15 protein-coding genes and 1 pseudogene are annotated in these 21,091 nt (G+C 74.3%); 5 read left to right on the forward strand and 11 right to left on the reverse strand.

Annotated features, from left to right (window positions below):
* Positions 1-9: 9 nt before the first annotated feature.
* Positions 10-1,488, reverse strand: coding sequence for a glutamate-cysteine ligase family protein (locus ACIQUR_RS22165; RefSeq protein ID WP_403666753.1), 1,479 nt, complete (start codon positions 1,486-1,488; stop codon positions 10-12).
* Positions 1,489-1,657: 169 nt separating this feature from the next.
* On the opposite strand from ACIQUR_RS22165, the gene ACIQUR_RS22170 reads away from it, so the two are divergent.
* Positions 1,658-2,497, forward strand: a complete 840-nt coding sequence (locus ACIQUR_RS22170; protein ID WP_403666756.1) for a class II glutamine amidotransferase — start codon at positions 1,658-1,660, stop codon at positions 2,495-2,497.
* Positions 2,498-2,555: 58 nt separating this feature from the next.
* Here the strand turns inward: ACIQUR_RS22170 and ACIQUR_RS22175 are convergent, their stop codons facing one another.
* Together ACIQUR_RS22175 and ACIQUR_RS22180 are read right to left on the reverse strand one after the other, a co-directional pair.
* Entirely contained in the window at positions 2,556-2,855 is a 300-nt protein-coding gene (locus tag ACIQUR_RS22175) for an SHOCT domain-containing protein (RefSeq protein WP_403666759.1), read from the reverse strand.
* A 28-nt stretch (positions 2,856-2,883) separates the two neighbouring features.
* On the reverse strand, positions 2,884-3,357 hold the full coding sequence (locus ACIQUR_RS22180; protein ID WP_403666761.1) for a DUF6325 family protein: 474 nt from the start codon (positions 3,355-3,357) through the stop codon (positions 2,884-2,886).
* Positions 3,358-3,517: 160 nt separating this feature from the next.
* Between ACIQUR_RS22180 and ACIQUR_RS22185 the strand changes: the two genes are divergently transcribed.
* On the forward strand, positions 3,518-5,149 hold the full coding sequence (locus ACIQUR_RS22185; protein ID WP_403666764.1) for an MFS transporter: 1,632 nt from the start codon (positions 3,518-3,520) through the stop codon (positions 5,147-5,149).
* A gap of 73 nt (positions 5,150-5,222) precedes the next feature.
* Here the strand turns inward: ACIQUR_RS22185 and ACIQUR_RS22190 are convergent, their stop codons facing one another.
* The 6 genes from ACIQUR_RS22190 to ACIQUR_RS22215 form a co-directional block, all read right to left on the reverse strand.
* Positions 5,223-6,641 (reverse strand): hypothetical protein, encoded by a 1,419-nt coding sequence (locus tag ACIQUR_RS22190; protein ID WP_403666767.1) that lies wholly within the window; start codon positions 6,639-6,641, stop codon positions 5,223-5,225.
* Positions 6,642-7,009: 368 nt separating this feature from the next.
* Positions 7,010-7,714: a DUF6766 family protein gene (locus ACIQUR_RS22195; RefSeq protein WP_403666770.1), complete on the reverse strand. Its 705-nt coding sequence runs from the start codon at positions 7,712-7,714 to the stop codon at positions 7,010-7,012.
* Positions 7,715-7,795: 81 nt separating this feature from the next.
* On the reverse strand, positions 7,796-8,245 hold the full coding sequence (locus tag ACIQUR_RS22200) for a hypothetical protein (RefSeq protein ID WP_403666773.1): 450 nt from the start codon (positions 8,243-8,245) through the stop codon (positions 7,796-7,798).
* Positions 8,246-8,422: 177 nt separating this feature from the next.
* The gene (gene xdhC / locus ACIQUR_RS22205) at positions 8,423-9,241 is read right to left on the reverse strand and encodes a xanthine dehydrogenase accessory protein XdhC (RefSeq protein ID WP_403666776.1); all 819 of its coding nucleotides are present in this window, start codon (positions 9,239-9,241) and stop codon (positions 8,423-8,425) included.
* Complete coding sequence (gene xdhB / locus ACIQUR_RS22210; RefSeq protein WP_403666779.1) at positions 9,234-11,642, reverse strand: xanthine dehydrogenase molybdopterin binding subunit; 2,409 nt, start codon at positions 11,640-11,642, stop codon at positions 9,234-9,236. Before xdhB ends, xdhC begins: the two co-directional genes overlap by 8 nt.
* The gene (locus tag ACIQUR_RS22215) at positions 11,639-13,174 is read right to left on the reverse strand and encodes a xanthine dehydrogenase small subunit (RefSeq protein WP_403666781.1); all 1,536 of its coding nucleotides are present in this window, start codon (positions 13,172-13,174) and stop codon (positions 11,639-11,641) included. Before ACIQUR_RS22215 ends, xdhB begins: the two co-directional genes overlap by 4 nt.
* A gap of 473 nt (positions 13,175-13,647) precedes the next feature.
* Here ACIQUR_RS22215 and ACIQUR_RS22220 point away from each other — a divergent pair, with 473 nt between their 5' ends.
* Positions 13,648-14,403, forward strand: coding sequence for a lysostaphin resistance A-like protein (locus tag ACIQUR_RS22220; protein ID WP_403666784.1), 756 nt, complete (start codon positions 13,648-13,650; stop codon positions 14,401-14,403).
* 30 nt (positions 14,404-14,433) lie between these two features.
* Here ACIQUR_RS22220 and ACIQUR_RS22225 read toward each other — a convergent pair whose 3' ends face one another.
* Together ACIQUR_RS22225 and ACIQUR_RS22230 are read right to left on the reverse strand one after the other, a co-directional pair.
* A complete protein-coding gene (locus ACIQUR_RS22225; protein WP_403666786.1) occupies positions 14,434-16,257 on the reverse strand; it encodes an alpha/beta hydrolase in 1,824 nt (607 codons plus the stop codon).
* Positions 16,254-19,004 (reverse strand): cation-translocating P-type ATPase, encoded by a 2,751-nt coding sequence (locus ACIQUR_RS22230; protein WP_403666789.1) that lies wholly within the window; start codon positions 19,002-19,004, stop codon positions 16,254-16,256. The genes ACIQUR_RS22225 and ACIQUR_RS22230 overlap by 4 nt, the downstream gene beginning before the upstream one ends.
* Before the next feature lie 194 nt (positions 19,005-19,198).
* Between ACIQUR_RS22230 and ACIQUR_RS22235 the strand changes: the two genes are divergently transcribed.
* Together ACIQUR_RS22235 and ACIQUR_RS22240 are read left to right on the forward strand one after the other, a co-directional pair.
* Positions 19,199-20,458 (forward strand): SLC13 family permease, encoded by a 1,260-nt coding sequence (locus tag ACIQUR_RS22235; protein ID WP_403667218.1) that lies wholly within the window; start codon positions 19,199-19,201, stop codon positions 20,456-20,458.
* A gap of 5 nt (positions 20,459-20,463) precedes the next feature.
* A pseudogene (locus tag ACIQUR_RS22240) lies at positions 20,464-20,937 on the forward strand (universal stress protein); the annotation flags it as partial.
* Between the last annotated feature and the right edge of the window lie 154 nt (positions 20,938-21,091).

The following is a 21,091-nucleotide window of genomic DNA, read 5'->3' on the forward strand; positions in this document are numbered from 1 at the left end:
GCACCGCGGTCAGTCCACCGGCCAGGTGTGCACCGGGGCGTTGAGGTGCATGAACTCCATGTACTGGCAGGTCATCCGGCGCAGTGCCTCGTGCCGGTCGCGGTGCAGCGTGTCGTCCAGGTGGTGGAACATCTCCGCCTGCCAGGTCGCCCCGTTGCGCCCGGTCACACAGCGCTGCTCGATCACGCCCAGCAGCGGCTCCCGCCAGGCGTCGTCCATGCCCGCCGCCGCCAGCCCCCGGTGCGCCAGGGGCAGCAGCCGGCGCAGCACGAGTTCGGCCGGGGGCACCTCGCCCATGCCCGGCCAGTACAGGGCCGCGTCCATGCCGTGCCGGGCGGCCGCGTGCAGGTTGTCCTCGGCGGCCGCGAAGGACATCCGGGACCACACCGGGCGCTCCTCCTCCACGAGCGCGCGGGTCAGCCCGTAGTAGAAGGCGCCGTTGGCGAGGGTGTCGGCGACCGTCGGGCCGGCCGGCAGCACCCGGTTCTCCACCCGCAGGTGCGGCTTGCCGTGCGCGACGGCGTACACCGGCCGGTTCCAGCGGTACACCGTGCCGTTGTGCAGCGTCAGCTCCGCCAGCTCGGGGACGTCCCCCGCCTCCAGCATCTCGTGCGGGTCCTCGTCCTCGCACAGCGGCAGCAGCGCGGGGAAGTAGCGCTGGTTCTCCTCGAAGAGGTCGAACACGCTGGTGATCCAGCGCTCCCCGAACCACACCCGGGGCCGCACGCCCTGGACCTTGATCTCCTCCGGGCGGGTGTCCGTGGCCTGCTCGAACAGCGGGATGCGGGTCTCGCGCCACAGCTCCTTGCCGAACAGGAACGGCGAGTTCGCCGCCAGTGCCACCTGCACACCGGCGATGGCCTGCGCCGCGTTCCAGTACGCGGCGAACTCCTCCGGCGCGACCTGGAGGTGGAACTGCGTACTGGTGCACGCCGCCTCCGGGGTGATCGTGTCGGCGTACGCGCGCAGCCGCTCGATCCCGTCCAGCGCGAGCCGCAGGTCCTCGCCGCGGGCCGCGAAGACCTGCTCGTTGAGCAGGTGGTAGCGCGGGTTCTCGGAGAGCGCGTGCTCGCCCACGTCCGACAGCCGCAGCGTCGGCAGGATCCCGATCATCAGCAGGTGCGCGCCGACCCCGGCGGCCCGTTCCTCGGCGTGGTTCAGCGCGTCCCGGATCTCCCGCTCCCAGGCGTCCGGGCCGCCCTCGGTCAGCCGCCGCGGCGGAATGTTGATCTCCAGGTTGAACTGGCCCAGCTCGGTCGCCCAGGCCGGATCGGCGATCGCGGAGAGCACGTCCGCGTTCCGCATGGCCGCCTCACCGGTGCCGTCCACCAGGTTCAGCTCGATCTCCAGCCCGACCTGCGGCCGCTCGTTGTCGAAGCGGGACTCGCGCAGCATGCGCGCGAGGGCGTCGAGGCAGGACTGCGTCTTGTTGCGGTAGCGGCGCCGGTCCTCCCGCGTGAACACCAGCGCCGGGACATCCCGTCCCATCGGACCTCCCGAGTCCCCCGGGCCGGGCCCGGGCACTCGTCGGCGTTCTCCCTCCAGCGTCGCACGTCGCCCGCCGCGCCGCCCGTGGCGCACGCGGCGTCCTGGACTACGCTCGAAGAACGCGCGTCCGGATGCGTGCGCCGGGCGCGTACGAGAGAAAGGACGCGCCATGTGCCGCTGGCTGGCCTACGCCGGTGCCCCCGTCCTGCTGGACGACGTCCTGTACAAGCCGGACCACTCCCTGATCGACCAGAGCCTGCACTCGAAGCTGGGCGTGGAGACCACCAACGGCGACGGCTTCGGCGTCGGCTGGTACGGGGCGAACGGCGACGCCGAACCCGGCGTCGTCCGGGACATCGGGCCCGCCTGGAACAACCGCAACCTGCGGGAGATCGCCGCGCACGTGCGCTCGCCGCTGTTCTTCGCCCACGTCCGGGCCTCGACCGGCACGGCGGTGCAGCAGACCAACTGCCACCCGTTCCGGCACGGGCGCTGGCTGTGGATGCACAACGGCGCGATCACCGACTTCCACCGGCTGCGGCGCGACCTGTGCATGGCCGTGGACCCGGCCCTCTTCGCCTCCATCGAGGGCTCCACGGACTCCGAGGTGATGTTCTACCTCGCGGTGACCTTCGGCCTGGACCAGGACGTGCCCGGCGCGGTGGCCCGGATGGCGGGCTTCGTGGAGCGGCTGGGCAAGGAGCACGGCGTGGAGTCGCCCCTCCAGATGACCGTCGCGGTCTCGGACGGCGAGCGGCTGTGGGCCTTCCGCTACTCCACCCAGGGCCGCTCCCGCTCCCTCTTCTACAGCAGCAGGGCCGACGAGATCCGCCAGCTCCACCCGAACCTGGCCTTCCTGCGTCTCTCCGACACCACCCGGCTGGTCGTCTCGGAACCGCTGGGCGACCTGCCCGGCGCCTGGAACGAGCTGCCGGAGAGCAGCTACATCATCTGCCCGACGGGGGAGGGCGAGGCGGACTACTTCCCGTTCTGGCCCGAGTCCCCGTGACACGGTGGGCAGCGCGACGGCCCCCGCACGTCGCGGGGGCCGTCGGCGCGCCGCCCCGCTAGCCCAGCAGGCGCCGCTTCTGCTCGGCGAACTCCTCCTCGGTCAGCACGCCCTGCTCCTTGAGGGCGCCCAGCTCCTTGAGCTGGTCGATCTTGGCCGACATCTCGTCGGCGGCGGCCGGCGGCGCCGGGGCCGGGGGCGGAGGCGGAGGCTGGTAGGCCTGCTGCTGGTACGCCTGCTGCTCCTCCTCCTGCCGGGCCCAGCGGCCGGCCTGACGGCGGCTCACACGGTTGGACACCGCGGTGGCGGTGCCGGCGACGACGGCGGTACGGGCGACGCCGCGAAGAAGTCCGGGCATGATCCTCATCTCCAGGCCGGGCCGGGGTTCACTCCCCGTCGTAGATCTCTTCCAGGGCGTCGAGCGACGCCAGCAGCGCCTGGACGGGGATCCGTCCGGCCGCGACGAGCTGCGCCCCGCCGCGCCGCAGGGCACGGGCGAACGGTGCCGCCCAGGTGTTCTCGTACACGATGATCCCGGCCGAGTTGCCGGGTTCCAGGGCGCTGCCGGCCTCGTCCAGGTCGCCCTGGTCCAGCAGGCCCGACGAAGCGCCCTCGAACACGGACAGGTCGACCTCGCCGCCCAGGTCCTGGAGCTCGACCGCGGTCACGGTGCCGTCCAGGTCCTTGCGGATGAAGACGAAGTCGAAGATGCGGATGATCCCGCGGTCGACGAGGTCGACGAGGATCGGGAGTCCCTCACCCGTCATCCGGTTGCCGGGGAACTCGACCACCACGTAGTCGACCGGGCCCAGTTCCTCGATGTCACCGAAGCCCGGCGCGGTCTCGGCCTCGCTGCTCATGCGCAGCTCCTGTCGGTATGGGGTGAAATGTCATTTCATTCCAGCATGTGCCCCCGGCGCTCGCACGTCCGGAACCGCGCCCCCGCAGGCCACCTCCGGTCTGATGAACCCACCGGCGAGCATCCGTCCGATTCATCCGCTTCCGTGACAGTCTGCGGCCATGACACAGGCGGATGCGGCCGGCACGGCGGGGGGCGCGAGGGTCGTCCTGCTGACGCTGGCGACCGGTCAGTTCCTGATGGCCCTCGACAGCTCGGTGATGAACGTTTCCATCGCCACCGTCGCGGAGGACGTCGGCACCACGGTGAGCGGCATGCAGGGCGCGATCACCGCGTACACCCTCGTCATGGCGATGCTCATGATCAGCGGGGGCAAGGTCGGCGCCCTCATCGGCCGCCGGCGCGCCTTCATGATCGGCTGCGTCGTCTACGGCTGCGGATCCCTGCTCACCTCCCTCGCCCCCAACCTGACCGTCCTGCTGGTGGGCTGGTCGTTCCTGGAGGGCGTGGGCGCGGCGCTGATCATGCCGGCCATCGTGGCGCTCGTCGCCTCGAACTTCGGCAAGGAGCAGCGCCCCGCCGCCTACGGCCTGGTCGCCGCCGCGGCCGCGGTGGCCATCGCGGTGGGCCCGCTCATCGGCGGCCTGGCCACCACCTTCTTCTCCTGGCGCTGGGTGTTCGCGGGGGAGTCGGTCCTGGTGCTCGTCATCCTGGTGCTCGCCCGCCGTTTCGCGGACGCCCCGGCGGACCACCGCCCGCGCGTCGACGTACCGGGCGCGGTCCTGTCCGCCGCCGGCATCGGGCTCTTCGTCTTCGCCCTGCTGCGCACCAGCGAATGGGGCTGGTTCCGGCCCAAGCCCGGGGGCCCCGCCTGGTTCACCCTCTCGCCCGTCGTCTGGCTGATGCTCGGCGGCGTGCTGCTGGTCTGGGTGTTCTTCCGCTGGGAGGCACGCCTGGTGAAGCGCGGGGCGGAGCCGCTGGTCGACCCCGGCCTGCTGGAGAACCGGCAGCTCACCGGCGGCCTCACCATTTTCCTCTTCCAGTACCTCGTCCAGATGGGCGTCTTCTTCGTCGTCCCCCTCTACCTGTCCGTGGCGCTCGGCCTCTCCGCCCTCCACACGGGCGCGCTGATCCTGCCGCTCTCCCTGACGCTGCTGGCCGCCGCGGTCGGGATCCCGCGGTTCCTGCCGCGCGCGTCGCCCCGGCGCGTCGTGCGGTTCGGCATCCTGGTGATGCTCGTCGGCGCCGTCGTCCTGATGGCCCTGCTCGACCCGGACTCCGGCCCGGAGGTCGTCACCGTCCCGATGCTCCTGATCGGCCTCGGGATCGGCGCGCTCGCCTCCCAGCTCGGCGCCGTCACCGTCTCCGCCGTACCGGACGAGCAGAGCGCCGAGGTCGGCGGCGTCCAGAACACCGTCACCAACCTCGGCGCCTCGATCGGCACCGCCCTCGCCGGCTCGATCATGGTCGCGGTGCTGGCCTCGTCCTTCCTCGCCAGCATCGACCAGAACCCCGCGGTCCCGGCCGGGGTGAAGACCCAGGCGCACACCAGCCTCGCCGGCAGCGCCCCCTTCCTCTCCGACGCGCAACTGGAGGACGCGCTCGACGCGGCCGGCACGGACCCGGCCGTGACGGAGGCCGCGCTGGAGGCCAACGACAGCGCCCGCATCGAAGGGCTCAAGGCGGCGCTCGGCATCCTCGCCTTCGCCGCGCTGCTCTCCCTCTTCTTCACCCAGCGGATCCCCGGGGCCCAGCCCGGCGCGGTGCGGGCGGCCGGGGACGCCCCGGCCTGACGCACGCCGGCGCCCCGCCCGGACGGCGGCGCCGTGGGCGCCGGGCCGGGACGGGGCGCCGGAGACCGTGCGGTCAGGACGAGCCGGGCGGGCCGGACGGGCCGGCTGAGCCGGACGGGCCGGTCGGGCCGGTCGGGCCGGATGAGCCGGTCGGGCTGGACGGTCCCGGCGGTCCCGGCGTGAGCCGGTCGGCCGGCTGGTCCGCCGGGTCGGGGTGGGTGTCCGCGGCGAGGAACTCCGCCACCGCGAGCGCGAAGAGCAGGGCCAGCGCGAGCCCCACGACCACCCAGCCCGTCGGGTAGGACCACAGGATGTAGACCAGGGCGGCCACCGCCACCAGGCCCCAGGTGATCCAGGTGCGGTGCCGCCGGACGAACGGGCCCACCGGGCCGGTGCGCAGCCCCAGGCGGTCGGCGGCGGCCCGGGTCGAGGTGATGCCGGAGTGCCACACCGAGCGGACCGCCGTCGCGTACCGGCCGGGGCCGGAGAGCCAGGCCGCGAGGGCCACCACGACGCCGAGGACGACGACCATGCGGATCGTCGTGCGCAGCAGGCGGATCAAGGCGTCGTACACCGAGCCGGCGGCCGGCTGGGACACCGTGTCCGGCAGCGCGTTCAGGTACACGGTGCGGAAGACGGTCAGCACGACGCCCAGGACGAGGGCGGCGAACGCGAGGCCCAGCGCCCCCGCGACCAGGGTGCGCCGGCGGTGGACGGAGGTCAGGATGCCGGCGACGACCAGCAGCACGGCCACGACCGGCAGCCAGACCCCGGCGAGCTCCAGCAGCCGGAAGCCGGTCTTGACCCGGCCGATGTCCTCGGACTGCACCACGGTGAAGTCGGTGTGGATCTCGGGGATCTTCGCCGCGACGTTCATCCCGGAGTCCACCAGGCGCTGTTTGACCTGCTCGACCACCGGCGCCAGGTCCACCGTCACCGTGTCGTTCTTGATCTCCACGGCGCCGTCGCCGCTGCCGGTCAGGGCGCGGACCACGGAGGTGTGGATGGTGCGGTTGGCGTTGGTCCAGATGTTCTCGAAGGCGTCCGACGCGACGACGTCCCGCGCCTTCTCCTTCACGAAGCTGGCGACCGCGTCCTCCAGCGAGCCGCCCAGCTTGCCCAGCGCCTTCTCCAGCAGCGGCCGGTCCTCGGGGGCCGCGTCCGTGAGCAGCGTGGCGAGGTCGAGCCGTTCCTTCACCGCGTTGGTGACCCGGTTCGCCACGGCCTCCTGGACGTCCGGGTCGGAGGCGAGCGGCGCGACCGTGGAGACGTACCGGTCGGTGTTCCCCACGATCTGGGAGGTCCAGGCGGCGACGATGCCCAGGGGGGCCAGGACACAGCCGATGACGATCAGCAGCGTGGACAGCAGCGCCCGCATCCGGTGGTGCTCGCGCGGTGGCCGCTGCGCGGTCGCCTGCTCGGCCTCCAGGGCCGCGATCCTGGCCCGGAGAGCGGCGATCTCACCCGCGCCTTCCTCACCCTGACCCTGCACGGCTGACCTCCTACGGCGTCGGGGCACGGGAGCCGCGGGGGCGGCCCACGTGCCCCACAGCCTGCCGCCGCCGCGCCGGGGCGGCACGCGGTGCGCGGCCGACCGGATGACGGCGGCCCGTCACGCACGCCGGGCATGGCGGCCGCGGCAGCGGGCAACCGCAGGTCACGGGGGCGGGCACCGCCGCCGCAGGCCGGCGACGCGCCGTACGCCGCGCGAACCCCGACCCGGCCGGGCCGCCGGGGCGGCGTGACCCGGCCCGGCGGAGGGCCGCCGGACCACCGGGACGGGCGGAAAAGGCTGCCCGTCCGTCCTTGGCCCGGCGGCCCCCCGCCGGGCGGGGCCGGGCCCGGGGTCCGGCCGCCGGTTCAGCCCTCGACGCCCGTGGCCGCGTGGGCCGCGCCCACCGGCTTGGACTCCGGGGAGCCGCGCTGCCGCAGGTAGACGGAGAGGATCGCCATCGCCGCGACCGCGAGCAGTTCGGACTGCCAGTTCTGCAGCGAGCGGTTCCAGAAGTCCGCCGAGGCCAGGTACGCGCCCCAGCCGACCGGCTCCTCCAGCTGCCGCAGCTGCTGCTCGTCGTACGCCGCGACGCCCGCGATGGACTGCGCCAGCCACGAGAGCAGGAACAGGCAGGCCATGACGGTGCCGAGCGAGTGCGCGTACAGCGCCTGGCGCCAGCCGCCGCGGCCCGCCCAGCGCGGCGACTCCGGCCGGGCGTGCGGGCCCATGCGCTGCTCCCGCTCGCTCTCCGGCCCCGCCTTGTGCAGCTCCTTCGACTCCGGCGAGCCCCGCTGGAGCAGCCACACCGTGCCGAAGATGTAGAGGAAGAACTGGAGGAACTCCGACTGCCAGTTCTCGCTCACGTCCACGGCGAAGTCCGAGGACATCAGGTACTCGCCGAGGCTGAGCCGTTGGAGCCCGTCCACGGCGAGCGCCTCGTTGAACTCGGCGTGCCCGGCCAGCGCCTGCCCGGCCAGGACCACCAGGAACGCGGAACCGAACACCAGGGTCAGGCTGTTGTCGCGCCAGAAACCGTGCCGCCGGCCGCGGCCGCCGTCCGCGCGGCTCACCGGTGCATCACCCCGATGGCGATGAAGTAGCCGAGCCCGCCCACGACCACGACCAGGCAGGCGACGAACAGTGCGCGCACCTCAGGCCCCTTCCACCGTGCACCGGTACGGGAGGTCGGGGCGCGGCTCGCACCCCGCGGCCACCACCTTCCAGCCGCCCCGGAACTGCGAGAGGAACAGCGTGTCCGCCGTCAGCCGCAGCAGCGCCTGGCGCCCGTACACCTCGGTGCCGTGCACCGCACCGCCACGCGGCAGGTCCTGGTCGCCCAGGGCGGCGGCGCAGGGCCGCTCCTCCTGCTCCTCCAGCCGGGTCCGCGTGACCGGGGCGAGCAGCGCGCAGGCGGCGGCGTGGTCACCGGCGGCCAGGGCGCGCTCGAAGGCGGCGCCGGCCTCCCGCGCCGCGTTCTGCCGGGAGGCGGGCGCCCCGCACCCGGCCAGCAGCACGGCCGCCGCCGCGCAGCCCAGCACGGGCCCGAGGCGGCGTGGGCGGGACGCGGCCGGGGGCGGCGGCGCCCCCGCTGTGGTGTCCATCGGCTGCTCCTCGGCCGGGTGCCGGCGGCGGCCCGCCGGCGTTCGCCGGAGTGTTCCCGCGGACCGCCCGCCCCAGCCCCACCGCGCCGCAATTCCACCCGCCGGCCCCACCCGGCCCCACCCGGCCGGACCCCGAGGACCCGGTCCGGCGGGGTCGCCCGAACAGGCGAGCACGGCCTAGGGGCGGTCCTCCTCGAAGCGGCGCAGCAGGTCCGCCGCGACGCTCACCGCGATGGTGGCGGGTTCCTTGCCGGTGATCCCGGCGATCCCGATCGGGGTCCTGATCCGGTCGATCGCCTCGGCGGCGTGGCCGCCCTCGGTGGCCAGCCGCTGCCGGAACCGCGCCCACTTGGCGGCCGAGCCGATCAGTCCGACCGAGCCGAGGCCCTCCGTGCGCAGGGCGGCGTCGCAGAGCGCGGCGTCCTCCGCGTGGTCGTGCGTCATGATCAGGACGTGCGTGCCGGCCGGCAGCTGCTCCAGCACCTCCTCCGGGAGCAGCGGGGTGTGGTGCACCCGGACCTGCGCCACCGCGTCCGCGAGCACGCCCAGCCGTTCCTCCGCGAGCATGTCCGGCCGCGAGTCGACCAGGTGCAGGTCGAGGTCGTGGCGGGCCAGGATGCGGGCCAGCTCCAGCCCCACGTGCCCGACGCCGAACACCGCCACCGCCGGGACCGTCGGCAGCGGTTCGAGCAGCACGCCGACGGCGCCGCCGCAGCACTGCACGCCGTGCGGGCCGGTGACCTTGTCGTTCAGGGCGAAGTCCAGCAGCTCCGGCTCCGCCCCCGGCGTGCCGAGCAGGACCCGGGCCCGGTCGATCACGACGGCCTCGATGTTGCCGCCACCGATCGAACCCCAGGTGCCGGTCCGGCCGACGACGAGCTTGGCCCCCGCCTTGCGGGGTGCGTGGCCGCGCACGGTCGCGACGGTCGCGAGCACGCCGGGTTCCCGGCGCGCCCGCAACCGCGCGACCGAGGCCACCCAGGTGGTGTCAGGCATGGCTCAGGGCGCCGGTGTCCGTGCGCGTCCCCGCGCCGTCGCCCGGGGCGTCGCCGTCGCCGCGCGCACCGCCGGCGCGGGCCGCCTCGACCGCCCAGTACACCGCCTCGGGCGTCGCGGGGGAGGCGAGCTCGACGCAGACCCCCTCGGGCCCGAACGCGGCGGCGGCCTGCCGCAGCGCCTCCCGCACCGAGAACGCCAGCATCAGCGGGGGCTCGCCCACCGCCTTCGAGCCGTAGACGGCGCCCTCCTCGGTGGCGTTCTGCAGCAGCCGTACGTGGAACTCCTCGGGCATCTCGGAGAAGCTGGGCAGCTTGTACGTGCTGGCCGCCTGGGTCAGCAGCCGGCCCCGGTTCGGTCCGTCCCCGGTGTCCCAGCGCAGGTCCTCCAGCGTCAGCCAGCCCGCCCCCTGCACGAAGCCGCCCTCGACCTGCCCGACGTCGATCATCGGCGACAGGCTGTCGCCCACGTCGTGCACGATGTCCACCCGCCGGATGCGGTACGCCCCGGTGAACCCGTCCACCTCCACCTCGGCGGCGGCGGCGCCGTACGCGAAGTACTTGAACGGGGAGCCCCGGAAGGCCTTGGCGTCCCAGTGCAGCCCTTCCGTCCGGTAGAAGCCGGCCGCCGACAGCTGGACCCGCTGGAAGTACGCGGTGCGCACCAGGTCGTCCCAGGCCAGCTCCCGGTCGCCGCCCAGGACGCGCGCGACGCCCTCGGTGATCCGCACGTCGGAGGCGTTGGCGCCGAGCTGGGTGCCGGCCACCCGCAGCAGCCGCTCCAGCAGCTGCTCGCAGGCGTTCTTCACCGCCGCGCCGTTCAGGTCGGTGCCCGCGCTGGCCGCGGTGGCCGAGGTGTTGGGCACCTTGTCGGTCCGGGTCGGGGCCAGCCGCACCTTGTGCAGCGGGATGCCCAGCGTGGTCGCGGCCACCTGCAGCATCTTCGTGTGCAGGCCCTGGCCCATCTCGGTGCCGCCGTGGTTGATCAGGACCGAGCCGTCCTTGTAGATCAGCACCAGCGCCCCGCCCTGGTTGAAGGCGGTGAGGTTGAAGGAGATGCCGAACTTGATGCCGGTGACCGCGAGTGCCCGCTTGGTGTGCGGGTGCGCGGCGTTGAAGGCCGCGATCTCGCGCTGCCGGTCGGCGAGCCCGGCGTCCTCGCGCACCTGGTCCCAGACGACGGAGATCCGCTCGGCCTGGGTGACCGGCTGCCCGTACGGGGTGGTCTGGCCCTGCCCCGGCCGGTAGAAGTTACGCTCCCGCAGCTCCATCGGGTCCAGGCCGAGCAGCGGCGCGCACCGGCCCAGGACGTCCTCGATGACCAGCATGCCCTGGGGTCCGCCGAACCCGCGGAAGGCGGTGTTCGAGACCTTGTTGGTCCGGGCGATGCGCCCCGTGACGCGGGCGTTCGGGATCCAGTACGTGTTGTCGATGTGGCACAGCGCGCGGGCCACCACCGGCTCCGACAGGTCCAGGCTCCAGCCGCCGTCCGCGGTCAGGGTGGCGTCCAGGGCCTGGATGCGGCCCTCGGCGTCGAAGCCGATCCGCCACGCGGCGTGGAAGCCGTGGCGCTTGCCGGACATGGTCAGGTCCTGGGTGCGGTTGAGCCGTACCCGGACCGGCCGGCCGGTCAGCCGGGCGCCGAGCGCGGCGACGGCCGCGAAGCCGTGCGGCTGCATCTCCTTGCCGCCGAACCCGCCGCCCATGCGCAGGCACTGCACCGTCACCTCGTGGCTGTGCAGGCCCAGTACGTGCGCCACGATCTCCTGGGTCTCGGAGGGGTGCTGGGTGCTGCTCTGGACGAACACCTGCCCGTTCTCGTCGATCAGGGCGAGTGCCGCGTGCGTCTCCAGGTAGAAGTGCTCCTGGTCGGAGAAGAGGAACTCGCCGGTGAACACGTGCGCCGAGTCGGCGAAGCCGGCCGCCACGTCGCCGGACTCCATCACGGGCCGGGCGCCGTGGAAGCTGCCCGCGGCGATCGCGTCCGGCAGGGTGAGCACGGAGGGCCGCTCGTCGAGCTCCACCTCGACGGCCTCCGCGCCGAGCCGCGCCGCCTCCAGCGTCTCGCCCAGCACCCAGGCGACCGCGTGGCCGTGGAACATGACCTCGTCGGGGAAGAGCGGCTCGTCGTGCTTCATGCCGGCGTCGTTGACGCCCGGCACGTCGGCCCCGGTCAGCACCCGGACCACGCCGGGCACGGCGAGCGCGGGCGCGGTGCGCAGCGCGGTGATCCGGCCGTGGGCCTTCATGACCTGCACCGGGTAGGCGTGCAGCACGTCCTTCGTGCGGTGCACCAGGTCGTCCGTGTAGAGCGCCGCGCCGGTCACGTGCAGGTGCGCGCTCTCGTGCGGCATCGACACGCCCACGACGGGCTTCTCGGGACGCTCGGACAGTCGGCTCATGACGTCACCGCCTCGGTGGTCTGCGCGTACAGCTTCAACAGGCTCTGGCCGAGCATCGCGGAGCGGTAGCCCGCGCTGGCCCGGTGGTCGTCCATCGGGGTGCCCTCGGTGCGCAGCACCTCGGCCGCGGCGCCGACGGTCTCCGCCGACCACGGCCGGCCCTCCAGGGCCGCCTCGGCGGCCAGGGCGCGGAGGGGGGTGGCGGCGACGCCGCCGAGGCCGACGCGGGCCCTGCGGACGGTCCCGTCCTCGATGTCCAGGGCGAACGCGACGGCCACGCTGGAGATGTCGTCGAAACGCCGCTTCGCGATCTTGTGGAACGCGGTCACCGGGGCGAGCGGCAGCGGAATCCGCACGGCGCGGATCAGCTCACCGGGCCGGCGTACGCTCTGCCGGTAGCCGGTGAAGTAGTCGCCGAGCGGCACCTCGCGCTCGCCGTCGGCGCCGGCCAGCACCAGCGACGCGTCCAGCGCGAGCAGCGCCGGCGGGGCGTCGCCGATGGGCGAGCCGGTGCCGAGGTTGCCGCCCAGGGTGGCGCTGTTGCGGATCAGCCGGGACGCGAACTGGGGGAACAACTGCGCCAGCAGGGGGATGCGCCCGTCCAGACGGCGTTCGAGCTCGGTGAGCGTCAACGCCGCGCCGATCTCGACGTGTCCGGACGCGAAGCGCAGTTCCCGCAGTTCGGCCAGCCGGTCGACGGCGACCGCACAACCGGCCCGCCGGGAGCGGATGTTCACCTCCACGCCCCAGTCGGTGCTGCCCGCGACCACCACGGCCTCGGGACGCTCGGCCAGCACGCGCAGCGCCTCCGGGAGGGTGGTGGGACGCAGGAACGTGCTGCCGTCCGCGGTGTACGCGGTGGCGGCCGGTGCCGGCGGCGCCTGCTCGCGGCGCCGGGCCAGTGGGTCGTCCTCGGCGGGCTCGCCGACGGCGAACGCGGCGTCGCGGATGGGCCGGTAGCCGGTGCAGCGGCACAGGTTGCCGCTCAGCGCGTGCAGGTCGAAGCCGTTGGGGCCGTGCTCGTGATCCGTACCGCGGGCGGGGTCCGGGCTGCCGGCCGCGTCCGTGCCGCCCGCCGCGTCCGTGCCGCCCGCCGGATCCGTACCGGCGGCGGGCCCGGCGTGGGCGCAGCGGCCGGGCCGGTAGAACTCCGCGGCCATGCTGCACACGAACCCCGGCGTGCAGTAACCGCATTGGGAGCCGCCGCGCACGGCCAGCTCCTCCTGCACCGGGTGCAGCGTGGGCGGCGTACCGTCCGCACCTCCCGTGGCCAGGCCCTCCGAGGTGACGACCTCCTGGCCGTCGAGCGCCGCGGCCGGGACCAGGCAGGCGTTGACCGCCACCCAGTCCGTGGGCCTGTCCACACCCGGCCGGGCCACCAGCACCGAGCAGGCGCCGCACTCGCCCTCCGCGCAGCCCTCCTTGGCGCCGGTCAGGCCGCGCTCGCGCAGGAAGTCCAGCAGCGTGGTGTGGGGAGCGGCGGGGGCGAGGGGGGCCTGCGCCCCGTTGACCGTGATCCGCGCCGCGGTCATCGCACGACCTCTTCTCGGTGGGCGTTCGTACTGTTCGTTCTGGTCGCCATGGCAGCAGCCTTCTGTTTCGGGTGGCGCAGCTCGAGAACCCGGCGCGCGCTCGGCACGCAACGGCGCGTGCCGCGGCCGGGTGAGAGGAATCAGGAGAATTCAGGGAAAACAGAGAACACGAAAGGGCCGGGGCCCGCGATCGGGCACACCGGGAAAGGGGGGACTGCTCAGCAGCCGTGCGCTACACGGCCCGGAGTCCAGGCGGTCTCGTGAGCGGGGCGGGGCGCAGGGAAGACGACCGGCATCCGACGCCGCCCCCTTCCGTCACCTCACGAACCAGTGCGCCCGAAGCTACGTCGCGGCAGGTCCGCAGGTCAAGCCCCGCCGGGCCACGGCGCCGGGCGCGGCGGGGGGCCGGCGGGTAGCGTGGAGGCCGGGGAGGGCCGAGACGAACCGCCGGCGACGGAAGGACGGACTCCGCAGTGCCTTCCCGCGATCCGGACCACGGCACCCCGGACGCCCGCCCGCGCGGCCGGTGGCCCGGCCCCCTCGGCACCTGGCCGGCGGTCGCGCTCACCGTGGCCGTGCTCGCCGCCGCCAACGTCCTCATCCACCAGTGGTCCGGTGCGGCCGCCCTGCTGACGTCCGTCGTCGCGGCCGTCCTGCTGCTCGGCGTGCTCTTCCTGGCCGGCGGCACCCTCGCCGACGCGGGCCTGGCGCCCGGCACGCTGGGCCGCGGTGCCCGCTGGGCGCTGGCGCTGATCGGCCTGGTCGGCGCCGTCTACCTGGCCGGGGCCCTGCTGCCGGCCACCCGGACGCTGTTCGAGGACCGGCGCTACGCGGACATGGACGCGGGCCAACTGACGCTCCGCGTACTCGTGCTGGTCCCCCTCGGCACCGTCCTGCTGGAGGAGACCGCGTTCCGCGGGGTGCTGTACGGGCTGGTCGGCCGGGCGCGGGGCGCCGGGTGGGCGACGGCCGTGTCGAGCGTGCTGTTCGGGCTGTGGCACGTACTGCCGTCGCTGCGCCTGTCGACCGCGAAGCCCGCGCTGAACTCGGTGTTCGGCGACTCGGCGCCGGGGGCCGGGCTCGCGGTCGCGGGGGCGGTGCTGTTCACGGCCGCCGCGGGTGTCCTTTTCTGTGAACTGCGGCGCCGCAGCGGCAGTCTGCTGGCGCCGATGGGGCTGCACTGGGCGGTCAACGCGCTCGGCTACCTCTTCGGCTTCGTACTGCGCTGACCGCCCCCGAGGGGGGCCGGCCGGCACCGCTCAGTCCTGGGGCCGGACCAGTTCCCTCAGCCGGTCCAGGTCCTGGGGCGTGAACCCGGTGGGCCGCATGACGGCGTTCCAGCCGTCGACGTACTCGGCCTTGTACGTGTGCCCGTGGCCGTCCGGCACCCCGGTGGAGAACGGCAGGTCGGCGGTGACCTGCCAGAACGTCACGAACGGGATCCACACCATCGCTTCGAGCACGTCGCCGCCCGGCGCCTCCCCGATCCAGTCGGGTTCGGAGAGCAGCAGGTCGGGGCTCCACCAGACGATCGGGTCGGACGGGTGCATCAGGTACAGCACCCGGCTGCCGTCCCACGGCCGGTCCGCGGGCGGGATCCCGGACGCCGGCCCGTCCGTGAAGCGTACGGTCCGCCCCTCCTTGTAGACGGGCTCGATCTCGGGGCTGCCGGGCTCGCGGTGGTCGCTGAACTCCCGGAACAGGACGTTGAAGTTGGGCGGTCCGGCGAAGAGGGTGCCGGCGGTGCGGTTGCGCAGGTCGTACTCGCCGCTGAAGGCCGTCTCGCCGCCGAACGAGCCGAGGCTCTCGCCCGCCACGAACAGCCGCGGCCGCGCGTCCTGGGGCAGCCCGGACCAGACGTCGTACACCGCGTCGAAGAGCTCGCGGCCGGCCTCGCGCGCCTTGGACTGGTCCACGAGGTACGACAGCCACGACGGCAGGTACGAGTACTGCATCGCGACGGTGGCCGCGTCGCCGCCGCCCAGGTACTCGAACGTGTCCACCGCCGCCGGGTCGACCCAGCCGCTCCCGGTGGTGGTCATGACCAGCAGGTTCGCCCGGTCGAAGCCGCCCGCCCGCCGGAGGTCGGCGACGGCCCGCTCCGCCCGGTCCTCCGCGCTGCCCGCCGTGTCCAGGCCGGCGTAGGCGCGTACGGGCTCGCGGGCCGTGCGGTGCGTGAACGCGCTGATGTCCGCGGCGGTCGGGCCGCTGCCGGTGAAGGCCCGGCCCTGGCGGCCCAGCGTGTCCCACGGGATGAGCGAGCCGGGGCCGCCGGAGCGCAGGGTGGAGGTGGGCTGGTGCACGCCCTCCGGCGTCTCGGTGTCGCGCAGCGAGAAGGCCTCGTTGGCGGCGTTGACGAAGCCGCCGAGCAGCACGCCGCTGAACACGGACCAGGCCAGACCCGCCACCACGAGCCAGCCGACCACCCGGGTGGCCTTCGGACCGATCCAGCGCCCGAGGAGGCCGACGACCCCGTGGTACGCGCGCCGGAGCCCGCGTCCCGCGCACAGCAGCAGCCAGAAGACCAGCAGGGCGATGAACGGGCAGGCGACGGCGGCCGGGACGCTGAAGTCGGTGACGCCCATGAGCGTGCGGATCTCCCGCTGCCAGTACTGGCCGAACCCGAAGGCGAGCCCGAACAGCACGACGGCGGTGACGACCAGGACCTGCCACGACCGGTGCGAGGCGGGCCGCGCCTCCCGGTCGGCGAACGCGCGCCACACGTACGCGGCGACGACGCCCAGCCCGTACCCGATGGCCCCGCTGATGCCGCAGATCAGGCCCTGGAGGACGCCGCCGCGGGGGAGCAGCGAGGGGGTGAACGACAGGCAGGCCAGCAGCAGGGCGCCCCAGCAGCCGGGCAGCGTGAGGCTGGTCCACCGGCGGCGCCTCCGGGAGGGCGAGGGCGCGGCCTCCCCGGCGGGCGCCGGTCCTCCGGGGCGCGTCCGCTCTCCGGGACGCTCATGGGGACGCTCTTCGCGACGCTCCGGGGGACGCTCTTCGGGACGCGCCGGTCCGCCCGGGCGCGCGGGTTCCTCCGGAGGCTCCGGCTCGTCGGGAGGCTTCGGCCGGTCGGCGATCATCGTGTCCCCCCGGCCCGCCCGGCCCGCCCGGCCTGCCCGGCCCGCCTGGCCAGCCACTTGCCCAGCTCCCACAGCACCAGCAGCACCAGCGCGGCGAGCACGGCCCAGCCGAACTGCCGGGCGTCGATCCTGGTCGTCCCGAGCAGGTTCCGGAAGCCGTCCAGCTGCGTCACCAGCACGGCGAGCGCCAGCTGGGCCAGCGCCACCCAGTTCATCTGCCGGCTGTCGAAGGTGGCGGGGGTCAGCACCGACTCCGTCTCGCTTCGGCACTCGAACGCCGCCACGATCAGGCAGAGCGAGAACGCCGTGAACGCGATGGACTGGCCGGTCCCCACCCCGTCGAACAGCTCCTCGCCGAGCTTCACGAGCCCCAGCAGCAGGATGGTGACCGCGAGCCCGGCGAGGCCCACCGTGACCAGGACCGGACGGGTGAGCACCGACTCCCCGCGGGGGCGCGGTCTGCGGCGCATCAGCCCGGGGCTCTCCCGGTCGAAGCCGAGCGCGAAGCCGAAGGACGCGTTCACCACGAAGTGGATCCACAGCACCTGCGGCGGCGTGAAGGGCTCGCCGGCCGCGATGTCGAAGACGGTGGCGCCGAGGAAGGTGAGCACGAACGTCACCAGCAGGAGCAGGACGAAGCGGATGTACTTGGTGAGGTTGTCGTAGATCCTGCGGCCCTGCCGCACGGCGTACACGATGGTCGCGAAGTTGTCGTCGGACAGGATCATGCGGCCCGCGTTCTTCGCGACGTCCGTGCCGCTGCCCATGGCGATCCCGATGTCAGCGGCCTTGATGGCCGGGGCGTCGTTGACGCCGTCCCCGGTCATCGCCACGACCTCGCCCTTCTTCTTCAGCGTCTCGGCGAGCATCACCTTGTGCTCCGGCGCGACGCGCCCCACCACGCCGATGCCGTCGATCCGGGCGAGCTGCTCCTCCTCGCTCATCGCGGCGAACTCGGCGCCCAGGACCGCCTCGCCGGGGATCCCGAGCTGACGGGCGATGGCCGCGCCGGTGGTGACGTCGTCCCCGGTGACCATCCGGACCCGGATGTGTGCCGCCTGGGCGCCCGCCACGGCGTCCTTCGCCTCCTCGCGGGGCGGGTCGACCATGCCGACGAGGCTGGTCACCCGCAGGTCGGTGACGTATCCGAGCAGGTCGCCCGCCGGGTCGAACGCGGCCGGGTCGAGGTCCCGGGTGGCGGCGGCCATCACCCGGCGGCCCTCGCCGCCCATCCGCTCCGTCTGCGCGTCGGCCCGCTCGGCCAGGGCCGCGTCCCACGGGACGGTCTCCCCGGCCGCCAGGGCGGTCGCCGCCCGTGCCGTCACCGCCGGGACCGCGCCCTTCACGAAGCACCGGACGACCTCCCGGCCGTCGGCGCCCGCCGCGGAGTGGAAGGTGGCCATCAGCTTGTAGCCCGGGTCGAACGGCAGCGTGGCGAGCCGGGGGAGGCGCTCCCTGGTGGCGTCGGCGTCCAGGCCGGCCTTGTGCCCGAGGACCAGGAGCGCCGCCTCGGTGGGGTCGCCCACCGGCACGCCGTCCACCAGCTTGGCGTCGTTGGTGACGAGGTACGGCAGGACCGCCTCCTCCACGCCGGCCGCGGTCCCCGCCGCGTGGTGGACCCGGCCCTCCAGCCCGTAGCCCGTGCCGGAGACCGTGTACCGGTCGGTGGGCGTCACCACCTCGACGACGGTCACCTGGTTCATCGTCAGGGTGCCCGTCTTGTCGGAGTTGATGGCCGAGGTGAAGGCCAGCGTCTCGACCGACGGCAGCTCCTTCACGATCGCGTTCCGCTCGGCCAGGTTGAGGCTGCCGACGGACAGGATCGCCTGGGTCACGGTCGGCAGCGCCTCGGGGATCGCCGCGATCGCCAGCGACACGGCGCTGACGAACAGCGCGTCCCACGCCTGGTCCCGCTGCCGCCCCAGGGCGAACATCACGATCATGGTCAGGCCGGCCGCCGCGGTGATCCACAGCGTCAGGGTGTTGAGCTCCCGGGTGAGCGGCGGCACCTCCTTCTCGGTGGCCGCCAGCATCCCGGAGATCTTGCCGAGTTCGGTGTCGGCACCGGTCGCGGTGACGACCAGCACGCCGCTGCCGTGCGTGACCGGCGTGTTCATGAACGCCATGTTGGTGCGGTCCCCGGGCGTCGGCAGCGGACCGGCCAGCGCGCCGGTGTCCTTGGCGGCGGGCACGCTCTCGCCGGTGAGCGCCGACTCGTCGATCTGCAGGGCACTGGCCTCGACGATCCGGCCGTCCGCGCCCACCTGGTCCCCGGCCGAGATCAGCACGATGTCGCCGACGACCAGCTGCTCGGCCGGGATCTCGGCCTCCACGCCCTGCCTGCGGACCCTCGCCGTGGCCTTGAGCATCGACTGGAGCGCGTTCATCGCGCTCTCCGCCTTGCCCTCCTGACGCAGGCCCACGACCGCGTTCAGCAGCGTCAGGACGACGAGCAGGACCGCCGTCGTCCACTCCTGGATGAGCAGCGAGACGATCGCGGCCGCCACGAGCACCAGTTGCATGTAGCTGCGGTACTGGGCGAGGAAGCGGCGCCAGGCCGGGACCCGCCGCTCCGCGGGGAGCGCGTTCGGACCGTGCGCCCTCAGCAGTTCCGCGGCCCGGTCCGCCGACAGGCCGGCCCCGGGATCGACACCGAACGCGCCGAGGACCTCGGCGGGCGTCCGCGCGTACCAGTCGTCCCCCGCGGCCCCGTGCGCCCCTCCCAGGGCAACAGACCGTTCCGTCATGGTCCCGCCTCCGATCCGTGGCCTGTTCATTGTCGGCGCGCCCGCCCGACTTCGCCTGCCGGAGCGGGGCGGCCCCGCCGCGCCCACGGCGGGACCCGCACCAGGTCAGCGCGGTGGAGCGGCGGGGCGCCGGGTACCGTGCGGGGTGACGGAGCACAGGCGGACCGGCCGCCGAGACGCGGAAGGACCCCACCCTGAACACCCAGCTCGCGGAGGCGCTGTCCGCGGCCCTGCTCGTCCTCGTCCTGGTCTGCGCCGTCGTCCGGCCCTTCGGCTGGCCCGAGGCCGTGACCGCGGTCCCGGCCGCCGCCCTGCTCGTCGTCACCGGCGCCGTCTCCGCCGACGAGGCGCTGGCCGAGGCCGAGCGCCTCGGACCGGTGACCGGCTTCCTCGCCGCCGTACTGGTCCTCGCCAAGCTCTGCGACGACGAGGGGCTGTTCCAGGCGTGCGGGGCGTGGATGGCGCGTACGGCCGCGGCCCGGCCGCGCCGGCTGCTGGCCCAGGTGTTCCTGGCCGCGTCGGCGATCACGGCGGTGCTGAGCCTCGACGCCACGGTGGTGCTGCTCACCCCGGTGGTGTTCGCCACCGCCGCCCGGATCGGCGCCCGTCCCAAACCGCACGTGTACGCCTGCACCCACCTGTCGAACACGGCGTCCCTGCTGCTGCCGGTCTCCAACCTGACCAACCTGCTGGCCTTCGCGGCCAGCGGCCTGAGCTTCACCCGGTTCGCCGCCCTGATGGCCCTGCCGTGGGCGGCCGCCATCGGCGTCGAGTACCTGGTCTTCCGCCGCTTCTTCGCCGCCGACCTCGACGCCGGGGCGGAGGCGCCCGCCGCCGTCGAACCGCCGCCGCTGCCGCTGTTCGCCCTCGTCACCGTGGGCTGCACGCTGGCCGGCTTCGTCCTGACCTCGGCGGTCGGCGTCGACCCGGCGTGGGCCGCCCTGGCCGGCGCGACGGCCCTCGCCGTACGCGCCCTGGTGCGGCGGCGCACCACCCCGCGGGCCCTGCTGGGCGCCGCCTCCGTGCCGTTCCTGGCCTTCGTCCTGGCGCTGGGGATCGTGGTGCGGGCCGTGGTCGACAACGGGCTCGACGACGTGCTGGGGCGGGTGGTCCCGGACGGCACGGGGCTGCCCGAACTGTTCGCGCTGGCCGCGCTGGCCGCCGTACTCGCCAACGTGATCAACAACCTGCCGGCGGTCCTGGTCCTGCTCCCGCTGACGGCCCCACTGGGGCCCGGAGCCGTCCTCGCCGTCCTGCTGGGCGTCAACATCGGCCCCAACCTCACCTACGCGGGCTCCCTGGCGACCCTCCTGTGGCGCCGCATCGTCCACGCGCACGACAGTGAGGTGGAACTGAAGGAGTTCACCCGGCTCGGCCTGTACGCGGTGCCGGCCGCCCTGGCCGCGGCGGTGCCCGCACTGTGGGTCTCGCTGGCCGTCATCGGAGGAGGCTGACGCCCGTGCGCGTGGTGGTCTGGATCGCCGAGGGCACCTGGCCCGCCTGTGTGGACGCCGCCCGCGCCCACGCCCCGGCGGACGCCGCGATCGTCCTGCTGCACGTCACCCCGGCCGGCGTACCGGGCGCCGCGCACGGTGCCTTCGCCGGCCTGCTGGGCCGGGGCCACCCGCCGGAGGACCGCCCGCCGGAGGACCGCCCGGCCGGGGGCTGGGGGAGTGATCCGGGCACCCGTATGGAACGCCTCGCCACCGCCGCGGCGGAGCGGCTCCTGGGCGACGCGGCCGCCCGCCTGGGCCGCCCCTGTACGCGCCGCGAACGCACCGGCCGCGTCGAACGCGAGGTGCTCGCCGAGGCCGAGGCGGCCGGTCTGCTTGTCCTGGCCCGCGACGGCGACCGCACCCACCCCGGGCCGCACGGCATCGGCCCGGCCGCCCGGCACGTCCTCGACCACGCCCCGTGCCCGGTCCTGCTGGTCTGACCGGACCCCGCGCCCGTCCGCCGCGGCCCGGCTCCGCCCCCGATCGGCCGGTCAGGCCCTAGCGTGGAGGTCATCCCGACCCGGAGGACCCGCCGTGCCGACTGACCGAGGACCCCACCACCCGTGGGCGGACCACGTGTCCGTCCCCGCC

It is taken from the genome of Streptomyces sp. NPDC101132, from assembly GCF_044759225.1.
Classification (GTDB): Bacteria; Actinomycetota; Actinomycetes; order Streptomycetales; family Streptomycetaceae; genus Streptomyces.